This window comes from Arthrobacter sp. Y3222053, assembly GCF_059092805.1.
Genome location: NZ_JBNHIA010000002.1, coordinates 35,486 through 48,503 on the forward strand (window position 1 = coordinate 35,486; position 13,018 = coordinate 48,503).

At 70.4% G+C, this 13,018-nt stretch carries 18 protein-coding genes; 16 read left to right on the forward strand and 2 right to left on the reverse strand.

Annotation, left to right across the window (positions count from 1 at the left end):
* Window positions 1–157: 157 nt before the first annotated feature.
* The 9 genes from rpsP (at window position 158) to AC5RUW_RS04420 (ending at window position 5,512) form a co-directional block, all read left to right on the forward strand.
* The gene (gene rpsP / locus AC5RUW_RS04380) at window positions 158–559 is read left to right on the forward strand and encodes a 30S ribosomal protein S16 (RefSeq protein ID WP_494007309.1); all 402 of its coding nucleotides are present in this window, start codon (window positions 158–160) and stop codon (window positions 557–559) included.
* A gap of 1 nt (window position 560) precedes the next feature.
* Window positions 561–803: an RNA-binding protein gene (locus AC5RUW_RS04385; protein WP_494007308.1), complete on the forward strand. Its 243-nt coding sequence runs from the start codon at window positions 561–563 to the stop codon at window positions 801–803.
* A 134-nt stretch (window positions 804–937) separates the two neighbouring features.
* The gene (gene rimM, locus AC5RUW_RS04390) at window positions 938–1,474 is read left to right on the forward strand and encodes a ribosome maturation factor RimM (protein ID WP_494159589.1); all 537 of its coding nucleotides are present in this window, start codon (window positions 938–940) and stop codon (window positions 1,472–1,474) included.
* A 1-nt stretch (window position 1,475) separates the two neighbouring features.
* Entirely contained in the window at window positions 1,476–2,327 is an 852-nt protein-coding gene (gene trmD, locus AC5RUW_RS04395; protein ID WP_494159590.1) for a tRNA (guanosine(37)-N1)-methyltransferase TrmD, read from the forward strand.
* 184 nt (window positions 2,328–2,511) lie between these two features.
* Window positions 2,512–2,862, forward strand: coding sequence for a 50S ribosomal protein L19 (gene rplS / locus AC5RUW_RS04400; RefSeq protein ID WP_494160188.1), 351 nt, complete (start codon window positions 2,512–2,514; stop codon window positions 2,860–2,862).
* Window positions 2,863–2,878: 16 nt separating this feature from the next.
* Entirely contained in the window at window positions 2,879–3,580 is a 702-nt protein-coding gene (lepB, locus tag AC5RUW_RS04405) for a signal peptidase I (protein ID WP_494159591.1), read from the forward strand.
* A gap of 11 nt (window positions 3,581–3,591) precedes the next feature.
* Complete coding sequence (gene lepB, locus AC5RUW_RS04410; RefSeq protein WP_494159592.1) at window positions 3,592–4,320, forward strand: signal peptidase I; 729 nt, start codon at window positions 3,592–3,594, stop codon at window positions 4,318–4,320.
* A gap of 5 nt (window positions 4,321–4,325) precedes the next feature.
* Complete coding sequence (gene rnhB, locus AC5RUW_RS04415; protein ID WP_494159593.1) at window positions 4,326–5,192, forward strand: ribonuclease HII; 867 nt, start codon at window positions 4,326–4,328, stop codon at window positions 5,190–5,192.
* Entirely contained in the window at window positions 5,189–5,512 is a 324-nt protein-coding gene (locus tag AC5RUW_RS04420) for a DUF2469 domain-containing protein (RefSeq protein WP_494007302.1), read from the forward strand. The genes rnhB and AC5RUW_RS04420 overlap by 4 nt, the downstream gene beginning before the upstream one ends.
* Here the strand turns inward: AC5RUW_RS04420 and AC5RUW_RS04425 are convergent.
* Window positions 5,481–6,095, reverse strand: a complete 615-nt coding sequence (locus AC5RUW_RS04425) for a GNAT family N-acetyltransferase (protein WP_494159594.1) — start codon at window positions 6,093–6,095, stop codon at window positions 5,481–5,483. The genes AC5RUW_RS04420 and AC5RUW_RS04425 overlap by 32 nt on opposite strands.
* Window positions 6,096–6,176: 81 nt before the next feature.
* On the opposite strand from AC5RUW_RS04425, the gene AC5RUW_RS04430 reads away from it, so the two are divergent.
* The gene (locus AC5RUW_RS04430) at window positions 6,177–6,803 is read left to right on the forward strand and encodes a 2'-5' RNA ligase family protein (protein ID WP_494159595.1); all 627 of its coding nucleotides are present in this window, start codon (window positions 6,177–6,179) and stop codon (window positions 6,801–6,803) included.
* On the opposite strand, the gene AC5RUW_RS04435 is transcribed toward AC5RUW_RS04430, so the two are convergent.
* Window positions 6,794–7,207, reverse strand: coding sequence for a hypothetical protein (locus AC5RUW_RS04435; protein ID WP_494159596.1), 414 nt, complete (start codon window positions 7,205–7,207; stop codon window positions 6,794–6,796). The two genes, AC5RUW_RS04430 and AC5RUW_RS04435, sit on opposite strands and share 10 nt — an antisense overlap.
* 178 nt (window positions 7,208–7,385) lie before the next feature.
* On the opposite strand from AC5RUW_RS04435, the gene AC5RUW_RS04440 reads away from it, so the two are divergent.
* From AC5RUW_RS04440 to AC5RUW_RS04465, 6 genes are all read left to right on the forward strand, one after another.
* Entirely contained in the window at window positions 7,386–7,745 is a 360-nt protein-coding gene (locus AC5RUW_RS04440; RefSeq protein WP_494159597.1) for a YraN family protein, read from the forward strand.
* Window positions 7,742–9,301 (forward strand): YifB family Mg chelatase-like AAA ATPase, encoded by a 1,560-nt coding sequence (locus tag AC5RUW_RS04445; protein ID WP_494159598.1) that lies wholly within the window; start codon window positions 7,742–7,744, stop codon window positions 9,299–9,301. The genes AC5RUW_RS04440 and AC5RUW_RS04445 overlap by 4 nt, the downstream gene beginning before the upstream one ends.
* The gene (gene dprA, locus AC5RUW_RS04450) at window positions 9,298–10,500 is read left to right on the forward strand and encodes a DNA-processing protein DprA (protein ID WP_494159599.1); all 1,203 of its coding nucleotides are present in this window, start codon (window positions 9,298–9,300) and stop codon (window positions 10,498–10,500) included. Before AC5RUW_RS04445 ends, dprA begins: the two co-directional genes overlap by 4 nt.
* 30 nt (window positions 10,501–10,530) lie before the next feature.
* A complete protein-coding gene (locus AC5RUW_RS04455) occupies window positions 10,531–11,241 on the forward strand; it encodes a methylated-DNA--[protein]-cysteine S-methyltransferase (RefSeq protein ID WP_494159600.1) in 711 nt (236 codons plus the stop codon).
* On the forward strand, window positions 11,238–12,188 hold the full coding sequence (locus AC5RUW_RS04460) for a tyrosine-type recombinase/integrase (RefSeq protein ID WP_494159601.1): 951 nt from the start codon (window positions 11,238–11,240) through the stop codon (window positions 12,186–12,188). Before AC5RUW_RS04455 ends, AC5RUW_RS04460 begins: the two co-directional genes overlap by 4 nt.
* 244 nt (window positions 12,189–12,432) lie before the next feature.
* Window positions 12,433–12,936, forward strand: a complete 504-nt coding sequence (locus tag AC5RUW_RS04465; protein ID WP_494007293.1) for a DUF3145 domain-containing protein — start codon at window positions 12,433–12,435, stop codon at window positions 12,934–12,936.
* Window positions 12,937–13,018 lie beyond the last annotated feature (82 nt).

The following is a 13,018-nucleotide window of genomic DNA, read 5'->3' on the forward strand; positions in this document are numbered from 1 at the left end:
AACTTGCCGCTCTCTGGCATCATAGACAGGTACTCGATCTGCGTGGCCCCTCTCTCCGCGCATGCATCTTGTCCTTTGAACCCCTCAGTATGGCCCGCCCCACGGGAGCAGAAGTCGGCGGTTCGCCCCCTTTTTCAGATCAGGAGTGACCACAAAAGTGGCCGTAAAGATTCGCCTCAAGCGCCTCGGCAAGAAGTTCTCCGCACACTACCGCGTTGTTGTCATGGATTCCCGTGCCAAGCGCGATGGCCGTGCCATCGAGGAGATCGGGCTGTACCGCCCGACCGAGGAGCCGTCGTACATCGACATCAAGTCCGACCGCGCCCAGTACTGGCTCGGCGTCGGCGCCCAGCCCACCGAGCAGGTCGCAGCGCTGCTGAAGATCACCGGTGACTGGCAGAAGTTCAAGGGCCTGCCGGGCCAGGAGGGCACCCTCCGCACCAAGGCCCCGAAGGAAGCCTTCGTGGCTCCCGAGAAGGACTCCGTGATCGTCCCCGAGGCCATCACCCCGAAGGCCAAGAAGGAAGAGGCTGCTTCCACCGAGGCCGAGGCTGAGTAACTTGCTCGCCGAAGCGCTGGAACACCTGGTCCGCGGCATCGTTGACAGCCCCGAGCGTGTCAAGGTTGCCGCCCGCAGCAACCGCCGCGGTGAAACGCTCGAGGTGCGCGTCCATCCGGACGACCTCGGGCGGGTCATCGGCCGGCAGGGCCGCACGGCCCGCGCACTGCGCACCGTGATCGCAGCCCTGCCCGGAGGCGACCAGGTTCGTGTGGACGTCGTGGATACCGACCGCCGGCGCTGAGCCGACGACCCGGGCACACCGTCACAGCGGTTTCTTCAGCATCCGGCCCCGCACCAGATAATGGTGGAGGGGCCGGATGTTTTTTTACGCCCGCCCGCCCCGGCCGGGCGGGACAGCAGCACTAAGGAGAGTTCATGCAGTTACAGGTGGCACGCATCGGCAAGCCGCACGGCATCCGCGGCGAGGTGACCGTCCAAGTCCTCACCGATGCGCCCGAGGACCGGTTCGTTCCCGGCGCCCGGTTCATCGTCGAGCCGGCGGCCAAGGGCCCGCTCACCATTGCCGGAGCCCGCTGGAACAAGGCCATCCTGCTGCTGGCCTTCGAGGAGGTCGCCGACCGGAACGGTGCCGAGGAACTGCGCGGAGCCAAGCTGTTCATCGACACCGATACCGAAGCCGACGACGACGCCGATGAAGGCTGGTACGAACACGAGCTGGTGGGCCTCTCCGTCCGGGTGGGCGACGACGTCGTCGGCACCGTCAGCGGACTGCGCACCACCGCCGCCCAGGACCTGCTGGTGCTCACCGACACCCGGGGACGGGAGGTCTTCGTGCCCTTCGTCGACGAGATCGTCCCCGAAGTCGACCCGGAGGCCGGCTATGTCCTGCTCACGCCCCCGCCGGGCCTGCTGGAGCTGAACGCCCCCGACGATGAGAAGGCCGGCAGCTGAAGTGCGCATTGACGTCATCAGCATCTTCCCCGAATACCTCGCCGCGCTGGACCTGTCCCTGATCGGCAAGGCGCGGCGGGACGGGCTGCTGCAGCTGCAGGTCCACGACCTGCGCGACTGGACCACCGACCGGCACCGCACCGTCGATGACACCCCCACCGGCGGCGGCGCCGGCATGGTCATGAAGCCCGAACCCTGGGCCCAGGCCCTCACGGACGTGGCCGGCGGTGCTGGCGAAGCCGCGGACGGAGCCGCAGCCGACGGCGCGCGCCGTCCCGTGCTGATCGTGCCCTCCCCGGCAGGTGAGGTGTTCACCCAGGCCACCGCCTACGAGCTGGCCGCCGAGGAGCATCTGGTCTTTGCCTGCGGCCGCTACGAGGGGATTGACGAACGCGTCCTCGACTGGGCCGCGGAGCAGTACACCGTCCGGCCGATGAGCCTGGGGGACTACGTCCTCAACGGGGGAGAGGTCGCCGTGCTGGCCATGGTCGAGGCCGTCGGCAGGCTGGTGCCCGGCGTCGTGGGCAACCCCGAGTCCCTGGTCGAGGAATCCCATTCCGACGGCCTGCTGGAATACCCGGTCTACACCAAGCCGGCCATCTGGCGGGACCGAGGCGTCCCCGAGGTGCTGCTCAGCGGCAACCACGCCGCCATCGCCCGCTGGCGGCGCGACGAGCAGCTGCGCCGGACCGCCCGACGTCGTCCGGACCTGCTGGAGCGGCTCGACCCCGCCGTCCTTGACAAGGGGGACCGTGCGGTGCTGGCCGCGCTCGGCTGGAGCGTCGGAGTGGACGGCCTGCTGCCGCCCTCCGGTGCCGGGCTTGGAGCCGGTGCCGGGCCTGTGGCAGAATAGGAAACTGTGCCATCTGGGTCCGCACCTGCCGCAGGGGGAGCGAGGCCAACAGCCACGGCACACCGGGCGGCCTGTTCCATGGCCTGCCGGTAAACCAGCTTCGACGGCATCTGTGCGGATTTCCCGCATCCTTGCCGCCGTGACCAAAGTGGATGACCTGCGGCGTTCACCAGGAGTGACAACTATGCACATCCTCGACTCCGTCGATGCAGCCTCGCTGCGCAATGACGTTCCCGACTTCCGCCCGGGCGACACCATCAAGGTGCACGTCAACATCATCGAAGGCAAGAACTCCCGTGTTCAGGTCTTCCAGGGCTTCGTTGTCGGCCGCCAGGGCGACGGCATCCGCGAGACCTTCACGGTCCGCAAGGTGAGCTTCGGCGTCGGCGTGGAGCGTACCTTCCCGGTGCACTCCCCGATCATCGAAAAGATCGAGGTCGTCTCCAAGGGCGACGTCCGCCGCGCCAAGCTGTACTACATGCGCAACCTGCGCGGCAAGGCTGCCAAGATCAAGGAGAAGCGCGACTTCAAGTAAGTCCGCCCACCGCTTCTTGGACGCAGTACCCTCCGTGCACGGGGACAACCCCGCGGCACACACGAAACGCCGGCTCCGCTTTGCGGGCTGGCGTTTCGTGCTGTGTGCCCTCACCGCCGCCGTGATCCTGACCGCCCTGGTCCGCGCGTTCATCGTGGACCTCTACTACATCCCCTCCGAGTCGATGCAGCCGCTGCTCGAACCGGGGGACCGGGTCCTCGTGAACCGGCTCGACGGCGAGGTGCGCCGCGGCGACGTCATCGTCTTCGACGGCCGCGGCTCGCTGGCCCCGCTGGACAGCGGCCGCCCGCCCCTGGCCGAGGCCGCCCACACCGCCGGGCGCTGGCTGGGCCTGGCCGGCAGCGACACCGCCTACGTCAAGCGCGTCATCGGCGTGCCCGGGGACCGGGTGAGCTGCTGCGGCCCCGACGGCCGGATCACCGTCAACGGCGAACCGATCGAGGAGCCCTACCTCTACCCGGGCGACGCGCCCAGCGAGACCGCGTTCGACGTCGTCGTGCCCGAGGGCCGGCTCTGGCTGCTGGGCGACCACCGCGCCGAGTCGGCGGACTCCCGGTCCCTGCTCGGCGCTCCCGGCGGCGGACTGGTCTCCGAGGAGCGGGTCATCGGCCGCGCACAGCGGATCGTGTGGCCGTTTGACCGCAGTACCCAGATTGGGCGGATAGAGTTGGAAACCGAGCGGAACACCGCGGAATAAGAGGACGGCACATGGCTCACAGCACCCCGGAGGAACCGCGGGACGCGCAGCACGCGGCGTCCGGACGAGGGATCGGCAGCTGGCTCAAGGAAGTCGGCATCATCATCGTGGTGGCGCTGCTGCTGTCGTTCCTGATCAAGACTTTCCTGTTCCGGGCCTTCTACATCCCCTCGGGCTCCATGGAGGAGACCCTGGAGATCAACGACCGCATCTTCGTCAACCTCCTGGTGCCGGACGTCATGGACCTGCAGCGCGGCGACGTGGTGGTGTTCGAGGACACGAAGGGCTGGCTGCCGGCCCAGGCCGCGGACGACGGCGGGGAGAACCTGCTGCGTGAAGCGCTGGTCTTCGTCGGCCTGCTGCCGGACGAATCCGAACAGCACCTGGTCAAGCGCGTCATCGGCCTGCCCGGCGACCGGGTCACCTGCTGCGACGCCGAGGGCCGGATCACGGTCAACGGCGAGCCCCTCGATGAGCCGTACATCTATCCGGGCGCCACCCCCTCCGACATCCCCTTCGATGTCACCGTCCCCGAGGGCAAGGTCTGGGTCATGGGCGACCACCGCAACGCCTCCGCCGACTCCCGCGAGCATCAGGACTCCGACGGCGGCTTCATCGACATTGACGACATTGAAGGCCGCGCCGGAATCATTGCCTGGCCGCTGAATCGCATCAGCGGGGTGGACAGCTACGAGGAAGTCTTCGCAGACGTTCCCGAACCGGCCGGCAGCGGGCAGTGACGACCGTGCCTGCAGCACCGCGCCGCACCGCCGGCACCACCCGCCGCCGTCCGGCCGGGCCCACCCTCCGCCACGAACGGACCTACGCCGAGGCCGGCCACCGCATCCTGGCCGGCTGCGACGAGGTCGGCCGCGGCGCCCTGGCCGGCCCGGTCACCGTCGGCATGGTCGCCGTCGACATCGCCACCGTGAAGCCGCTGAAGGGCGTGAAGGACTCCAAGCTGCTCGCCCCGGCGGACCGCGTGGCCCTGGTGCCGAAGATCCAGGCCTGGGCTGCGGCGTCCGGCGTCGGGCACGCCTCCGCCGCGGAAATCGACCGGCTGGGGCTCACCGGCGCGCTTCGGCTGGCCGGGACCCGCGCCTGGGCCCAGGTCTGCGCTGAACTGACGCCCGACGTCGTGCTCCTGGACGGCAACTACAACTGGCTCTCCCCGGCACAGGCCAGCCTGTTCGACGACCTCGACGCCGCCGCAGCCGTCGACGGCGCCGGCCCGGCGGCGGCCGGCGTCGGACGCGGGACCATCACCCACCCGGTGCCCGTCGAACCCACACTGCCCTGCGAGGCGCCGGTGCATACCCGGATCAAGGCGGACCTGTCCTGCCTCAGCGTGGCGGCCGCCAGCGTCCTGGCCAAGGTGGCCCGGGACTCGCTGATGCTCGAGTATGCGCGGGAATACCCGCAGTTCGGATGGGACGAAAACAAGGGGTACGCCACCGACGCGCACCGCGCGGCGCTTCAGGCGGACGGGCCCTCGCCGCTGCACCGGCTATCGTGGAGGCTTGGCGGGACGCCGCGGCCCGCCGCCGCAGCGGAGCCCGACGACGAATACGGGGTGGACGAGCTTCAGCCCGGGGGGATGATAGAGCTATGAGTGCCGAAGACCTTGAGAACTACGAGACGGACATGGAGCTGCAGCTCTACCGGGAGTACCGCGACGTAGTGAACCTCTTCAGCTACGTGGTCGAAACCGAGCGCCGCTTCTACCTGGCGAACAACGTCGACCTGCAGGCCCGCTCGGCGGACGGCGAGATCTATTTCGACCTGACCCTGCAGGACGCCTGGGTGTGGGACGTGTACCGTTCCGCACGCTTCGTGAAGAGCGTCCGGGTGATCACCTTCAAGGACGTCAATGTCGAGGAACTGACCCGCAACGACGACCTCACCCTGCCCAAGGCGGACGAGCTGGGCTAGGTTCCAGCGCGTTGTCCAGCAGCAGCTCCTGCGCCTGCTCCCACGGCAGCCGGGGCGACCGCGGCGCGCCGGCGGTGATCGAGGAGGTCCATCCGTCGATGCGGCTGCCGCGGTGGCTGATCAGCCCGGGCACCAGCACCGGCAGCGGGAAACCGTTCCGCCACACCGTCTTGTAAGAGCCCACGTTGCCCGGATTCGCGCTCCAGCCGACCTCCTGCCAGCCGAGCGGGCCGAAGGCGTAATCCAGCGCGAGCCCGACGGCCCGGCTCATCAGCCCCTGGCCGCGGAAGGCGGGGGAGGTGGCAAACCCGAGGCTGCCCACGCCCGCCCCGTGCCAGCGCAGGTCAAGGGTGCCGGCGCAGCCGCCGTCTACGTCGAGGGCCCAGACAATCATGTCCTGGCGCGGCCGGGCGACGGTGGCGATGAAATCGAGGGCCATCTGATGCGTGTACTCCAGCGGCACCGTGGTCCACTCGATGGTCAGGGGGTCGATGGAGCGGGCGTAGACGGCGTCGGCGTCCGCCGCGGTGTGGGCGCGCAGCAGCAGGCCGCCGTCGCGCAGTTCGGGGATCTCGAAGGGCATGCAGCTACGGTAGTGCACAGGCGGGCGCACCGGCGTGTGCGCCTCCGTCCGTGACGGCGGAACAGTGCGGAGGATGCGCGGATGGCGACAACAGGCGACGGCGGGACCGCCTCGGAGGACGAAGTGTGCGGCCTGTGGAGTGCAGACCCCCGCATTTATGCGCAGATGCGCCCCGACGCAGCCTCGCTGGCGCACCTGCGCAGCCTGCAGGAGGCGCTGCCGCGCAGGCCGGGCCTTCGGCTGGTCAGCGCGGCGCGCCTGCACCTGACCCTGATCCACTTCGGCAGGGTGCGGGACGTGCACGCGGTGCTGCGGGCCGCCTTGCCTGGACTGGACGAGGAGGTGTTTACGGCCGCACTGGGGGAGTACCTGCAGGCCACCCGGGCCGTGCTGCCGGAACGGAGCTTTACGCTCGACCCGGTGGGCACTGCAGGCTTTGGACCGGGCGGGCGGGTGCTGGTGGTCGAGTACCGGCCCGTGCCGGAGCTGCTGGCCGTGCACGCCGCGCTCTACGCCGTCCTGGAGCGGTTCCTGCACCGCTGCGGCGTGCAGGACATCGATGCCTTCACCACCGGTGATCCGAACTTCCGGCACGCCGCCCGGCTGCGCCCGCACATCACCCTGGCCCGCGGCTGGAACGGTGCAGCGCCGGCGCTGCCGCCGCTGGAACCGGTGACCCTGGAACCGATGCCGGTGCTCTACCGCTGACGATGAGTGGCCAGCAGGGACAGCACGGCTGCCCCCAGCAGCCCGGTCAGAAGTCCGAAGACTCCCACGAAGAACCAGACCACGATCGGCCGGCCGGCCAGGAGCAGCTCGATCAGCGCCGCCGGAACGGCCGTCAACGCGCCGACGCCGGTCGTCACGGCGAGACGGAATACGGTCGGCAGGGATTCGGCGGCGAGGCGGCGCCAGGCAGGAAGCCAGGCGACCCGCGTCCAGATCAGGGCGCCCGCTGCGGCCCAAGCCATGACCATCAGTCCGGTCCGGACACCGGTGGCCCCGCCGGTCAGCAGCAGCCCGACGGCGAGGCCAAGGACCGACGCGGTGGCCCCAAGGACGCAGAAGACACGACGTGCGTCTGTGGCGGCAGCCGCTGTGCGTTCAGGCACCGGACCTCCTTCCCTGCTTTGGCGCAGTTCTTCCGATGGAGGAAGGATACGTCGGCGCCCGCGGCTGTGGTCCCTTTCGAGCCGTGGGTGCTCCTCCACAGGTGCGGAGCGGCCGGAGCAGTCCACACAGTTCCACCGCCGCGGCGCGGAGTATGGGGCAGGCCCGCAGGATGGGCCCATGAAAGCCAAAGACCTGTTGGGCAGCCGCGGCGAGGACCTGGCGGCCGAGTACCTCGTAGGCGCCGGGCTGCGGATCGTTGAGCGCAACTGGCGGTGCCCGAGCGGAGAGATCGACGTCGTGGCCCTGGACGGGCCGACGCTGGTGATCGCCGAGGTGAAGACCCGTTCCTCGCTGGCCTTCGGGCACCCCTTTGAAGCGATCGGCGAGGCCAAGCTGCGCCGCCTTCAGCTGCTGGGGGCGGAGTATGCGCGTGAACACGGTTGCCGGGACCTGGCGCGGCGGGTCGACGCGGTCTCCGTCCTCGACGATGGAACCGGGGCACCGGTCATTGAGCACCTGAAAGGGGTCGGGGAGTGAGCCTCGGCCGGGCCTACGCGGTGGGACTGGTGGGCCTGGAAGGACGGATTGTGGAGGTCGAGGCGGACATCGGCCAGTCTCTCCCGGCGTTCGTGCTGCTGGGCCTGCCCGACGCCGCGCTGAATGAAGCAAGGGACCGGGTGCGTTCAGCAGCGCGGAACTCGGGCCTGCCGTTGAGCCGTCGGAAGCTCACGGTCAACCTGATGCCCGCCGACCTGCACAAGCGCGGTTCGGGGTTCGACCTCGCCATAGTGATGGCAGCCCTCGCGGCGGCCGGGGACCTCCCGGACCCCGGCCGTACCGTGTTCATCGCGGAACTCGGCCTGGACGGCCGGCTGCAGCCCGTGCGCGGGGTACTGCCGTCAGTTATGGCTGCCGCCGCCGAGGGGTTTACCCGGGTGGTGGTCAGCAGCAGGAACCGGGAAGAAGCGACGCTGGTGCCCGGCTGCCAGATCCGCGGCTACGACTGCCTGGCAGAGGTGGCCCGGGCCTTCGGGGCCGACCCCGGCGGGCTGCTTTATCCCAAGCCGCTGCCGGCCACGGCGACACCGTCAGAACAGACGCCATCGCCGGCACCACAGGCACAGGGGCCAGCGGGGGAGAAGGACCTGGCGGACATCGCCGGACAGCATGAAGCCCGGTTCGCGGTCGAGGTGGCCGCCGCCGGCGGACACCATCTGCTCCTGACCGGTCCGCCCGGGTCAGGAAAGACGATGCTGGCGGAACGGCTGCCCGGAATCCTGCCCGACCTGGACGACGCCCAGGCCATGGAGGTCACCGCCATCCATTCCCTGGATGGCAGGGCTGCCTGCAACTCCCTGCTGCGCCGCCCGCCCTTCGAAGCTCCGCACCACGGGGCAAGCATGGCCTCGGTGATCGGCGGCGGCAGCGGAATGCCCCGCCCGGGCGCCGCGTCACGGGCCCACCGGGGCGTGCTCTTCCTGGACGAGGCCCCCGAGTATGAGCGGCGGGTGCTCGACGCTTTACGCCAGCCGCTGGAAAGCGGGCACCTGGTGCTGCACCGGTCGGCGGGCACAGCGGTCTACCCCGCACGCTTCCAGCTCGTCCTGGCGGCCAACCCCTGCCCCTGCGGCAAGGGCGGCGGCCGGGGACGGGACTGCACCTGCACCTCCCTCCAGCGCCGCCGCTACTTCTCCCGGCTGTCCGGGCCGCTGCTGGACCGGGTGGACATCCAGCTGGGTGTCGACCGCGTCGGGCTGCGGGAGCTGGCGGACCCGGGAGCGGCCGAAACCAGCTGCGACGTCGCGGCCCGGGTTGCCGCCGCCCGGGCGCGGCAGCAGGACCGCCTCGCCCGCTGGGGCAGTGCCAGCAACGCGGAGGCCCCGGGGGCCGTCCTGCGGGGAAAGCTCCGTCCTCCGGGAGCGGTGCTGTCCGTGGTGGACCGCGCGCTGGACAACGGAGCGCTCACCGCCCGCGGATATGACCGCGTGCTCCGCCTGGCCTGGACGGTCGCGGATCTGGCGGGGCACGACGTGCCCGATGCCGACGATGTCGGGCAGGCCCTGTCGCTCAGGCAGCAGGTGAAGACGCCGTGAACGCATACTCCCCAGCTATCGATCCGGCTACTGCCCGGGCGGGACTGTCCAGGCTCTTCGAGCCCTGCGACAACGTAGGTGCCGCCCTGGTGGCGGCGGCGGGTCCGGAGGCGGCGCTCGGCATCGCCAGCGGACGGATCCGGGCTTCTGCATCGGTGCGGGACCTGCTCCATGACGTCCTTGCAGCCCATGGCATCAGCAGCCGCACCGGCTTCCTGGAGTCGGCCCTCGAACGGTGGCGCCCGAGGGTGCCGGATCTGGCGCCTGCGCGCGACCTGGCGCTTGCACGCCGCGCCGGGGGCCGGCTCCTGATCCCGGAGGATGAGGACTGGCCCGCCGCCCTGGACGACCTGGAACTGGCCGCCCCGCTGTGCCTGTGGGTGCGGGGTGCCCAGGACGTTTCCCTCCCGGGTCCGGAAAGGATGGCCGCCATCGTGGGTTCACGGGACTGCACCGGATACGGAGCCACGGTGGCCGGGGACCTCGCCGCCGGCGTGGTGGCCAACGGGTGGACCGTGGTGTCCGGCGGTGCGTACGGCATCGACGCGCACGCCCACCGCGCCGCGCTCGCCGCCGGTGGCGGACGGCGCCCCGCCACCCTCGCCGTCATGGCCTGCGGCACGGACCGGTTCTATCCCGCCGGAAACGAAGATCTGCTGCGTGCGGTCGCGGACCAGGGGCTGCTGATCTCCGAGGTTCCGCCCGGCTCGGCTCCCACCCGCTGGCGCTTCCTGCAGCGCAACAGGATCATCGCCGCTCTCTGCTCCGTCACCGTCGTCGCGGAGGCCCGCTGGCGGTCCGGGGCCTTGAACACGGCCCATCACGCGGCCGGGCTCGGCCGGGCCGTTGCCGCGGTGCCCGGGTCGGTGTACTCGGCCAACTCTGCAGGCTGCCACCGGCTGCTGCGTGACGGCAGCGCCGTGTGCATCACCGACAGCAGTGAACTCAGGGAACTGGCCGGCCCGATGGGCGGCGGGGCGGGACCGGAACCTCAGGTCCAGGCCGCTGCCCATGACGGTCTGGCAGTCGAGGACATCCTGCTGCTCGATGCCCTTCCGGTCCGTTCCGGCTCCACTGTCGAGAAACTCGCTGCCGTCGCCGGACTGCCTCCGGCCGCGGTGCGGGCCGGACTGGGCCGGCTGGAGGTATCCGGCCTGGCCGAACGCGCTGCCCCCGACGCCTGGCGGCGCCGGAAATGAACCCGTACACCAACCGGAAGGAAAACCATCATGCGATGCCACCGACTCATGCTCAGTCCCTTGGGCATCCTGACCCTCGTGGCCGACGAGGGGCGGCTGACCGCCGTCCTGCCGGGCCCGCCGGAGAACTCCGGGCTGGGCACCACGGTCGGCCTCAACGCCGTTGAAGGGTACGACGCGGAGGTCCTCGAGGACGCCGAGGTGCAGCTGCTGCAGTATTTCGAAGGCAGCCGCTGCGGGTTCAAGCTGCCGCTGGCGGTTCACGGCACGGAGTTCCAGCGGGATGTCTGGGACGCGGTGCAGCGGATCTCCTACGGCTGGCGGATCTCCTACAAGGACCTGGCGGTGCAGCTGGGAGACGCCGCCAAGGCGCGCAGCGTCGGCGTGGCCCTGGCCCGGAACCCGCTGAACATCATCATTCCCACCCACCGCGTGGTGGGATCGCGCGGCAATCTCACCGGATACACCGGCGGACTCAATTCCAAGCTCTTCCTCCTCGAACACGAGGCGGCGCACCTCGCCGCGCATGAGCACGACAAGCCGGCAGGCCCCGCCGGGGACGGACGCCCGGCCTGCCGGTCCGTGGGCAGCACCGGGGCCGTGCCTGCGCCCACACCGACGCCGGCTGGGACGACGCCGCCGGCTGGGGAAACACCGGCTGGGGCAACGCCAACGCCTTCGCCTGCACCCGACGCGATGTCCGAGTCGATGTCCGAGGCGGCGGTTAGAGTGAGGGGGTGAGCGCAGAACCGGAGAAAACGGGCGAAGCGGCCGAATGGCCGGAGGAGTTCAGCTCCGCCGTGCGGGGATTCCGCAGCTACCAGGCAGCCGAGCGCGGACACTCCGACCACACGGTGCGGGCATACGAGTCCGACCTGGTGCAGCTGCTCGACCACGCCCGAAGCGCAGGGGTGCGGCGGCTGAAGGACCTGGACCTCGGCGTGCTGCGCAGCTGGCTGGGGGAGCTCAGCGCCGCCGGCCAGTCGCGGGCCACGCTCGCCCGCCGCGCGGCCACCGCGCGGGCCTTCACCGCCTGGGCTGTCCGCGAGGAACTGCTCGAGACCGACCCCGGGCTGCGGCTGAAGGCCCCCAAACGTGAAAAGACGCTCCCGTCCGTACTGCGGCCCGTCCAGCTTGACGACCTGTTCGACCGGCTCGCCGCGGCCGCCAAAGACGGCGATGCGGTTGCTGTCCGGGACCGGGCCATGGTGGAGCTGCTCTATGCCACGGGCATCCGGGTCGGCGAGCTCGCCGGCCTCGACGTCGACGACTTCAACCCCGACCGCCGGACCCTCCGCGTCATCGGCAAAGGCAACAAGGAACGCACCGTACCGTACGGGCTGCCGGCAGCCATGGCCGTGGACGACTGGCTGCGCCGCGGCCGCCCGCAGCTGGCCACCGGCGACAGCGGCCCCGCCCTCTTCCTGGGACGGCGCGGCCGGCGCGTCGACCAGCGCCAGGTACGAAGCGTCGTCGCCGGCCTGTTCGAAGCGCTCGGAGACACCGCCGCCACCGGCCCGCACGCCCTGCGCCACTCGGCGGCCACCCATCTGCTCGACGGCGGCGCCGACCTGCGGGCCGTGCAGGAGATCCTCGGCCACACCTCCCTGGCCACCACCCAGCTCTACACCCACGTCTCAGTGGACCGGCTCCGGGACAGCTACCGGCAGGCACATCCCCGCGCCTGACACACCATTGGCATCGCCCGTCCCACCGGTCTCAGTAGCCCCGTACGCCACCCTGCTCCGGCAGCGTTCATTGGCACAATCAGGTAACTTGCGGCACAATGATGCTTAGTTCGGGCTGACCTGTCAGCCGCATCGGATCAACCGCAGTACCGCAGGAACAAAGGCACGAAAAGCACACGGAATCCGCCCTCCGCGGAGTCTGCAGGTCGTTGGGGAAGACGCACCTACAGCTATGGAGGATGGAATGTCTGTTGTGATGGCGCATGGGATGCTGTTCATCCACTCGGCGCCTTCTGCTCTGTGCCCGCATATTGAATGGGCGATCGGGTCCGTCGTCGAAAAGAGGACGGACCTAAAGTGGTCCCCGCAGCCCGCCGCGCCCGGGATGGTCCGGGCCGAGGTGGCCTGGCAGGGGCCGCAGGGCACCGGGTCGCTGCTCGCCTCCGCGCTGCGCGGCTGGGCACACCTGCGCTACGAGGTCACCGAGGAGGCCAGCCCCGGCGCCGACGGCAGCCGCTGGTCCCACACCCCCGAGCTGGGCATCTTCCATGCCACCACCGACGTGCACGGCAACATCATGGTCTCCGAGGACCGGATCCGATACGCCTATGAGGCCGGGGCCGGCGATCCCGCCGCCGTGTATCACGAGCTGTCGCTGGCGCTGGGCGAGGCCTGGGACGACGAACTGGAGCCCTTCCGGCACGCAGCCGACGGCGCCCCGGTGCGCTGGCTGCACCAGGTCGGCTGACTGCCCCGGGCCTGGTGCGATGCGTCGGGCCCGCTGACCGGGGCCGATGGCGTCCTGGCCGGGGCCGCCCCGAGGGCGCCCT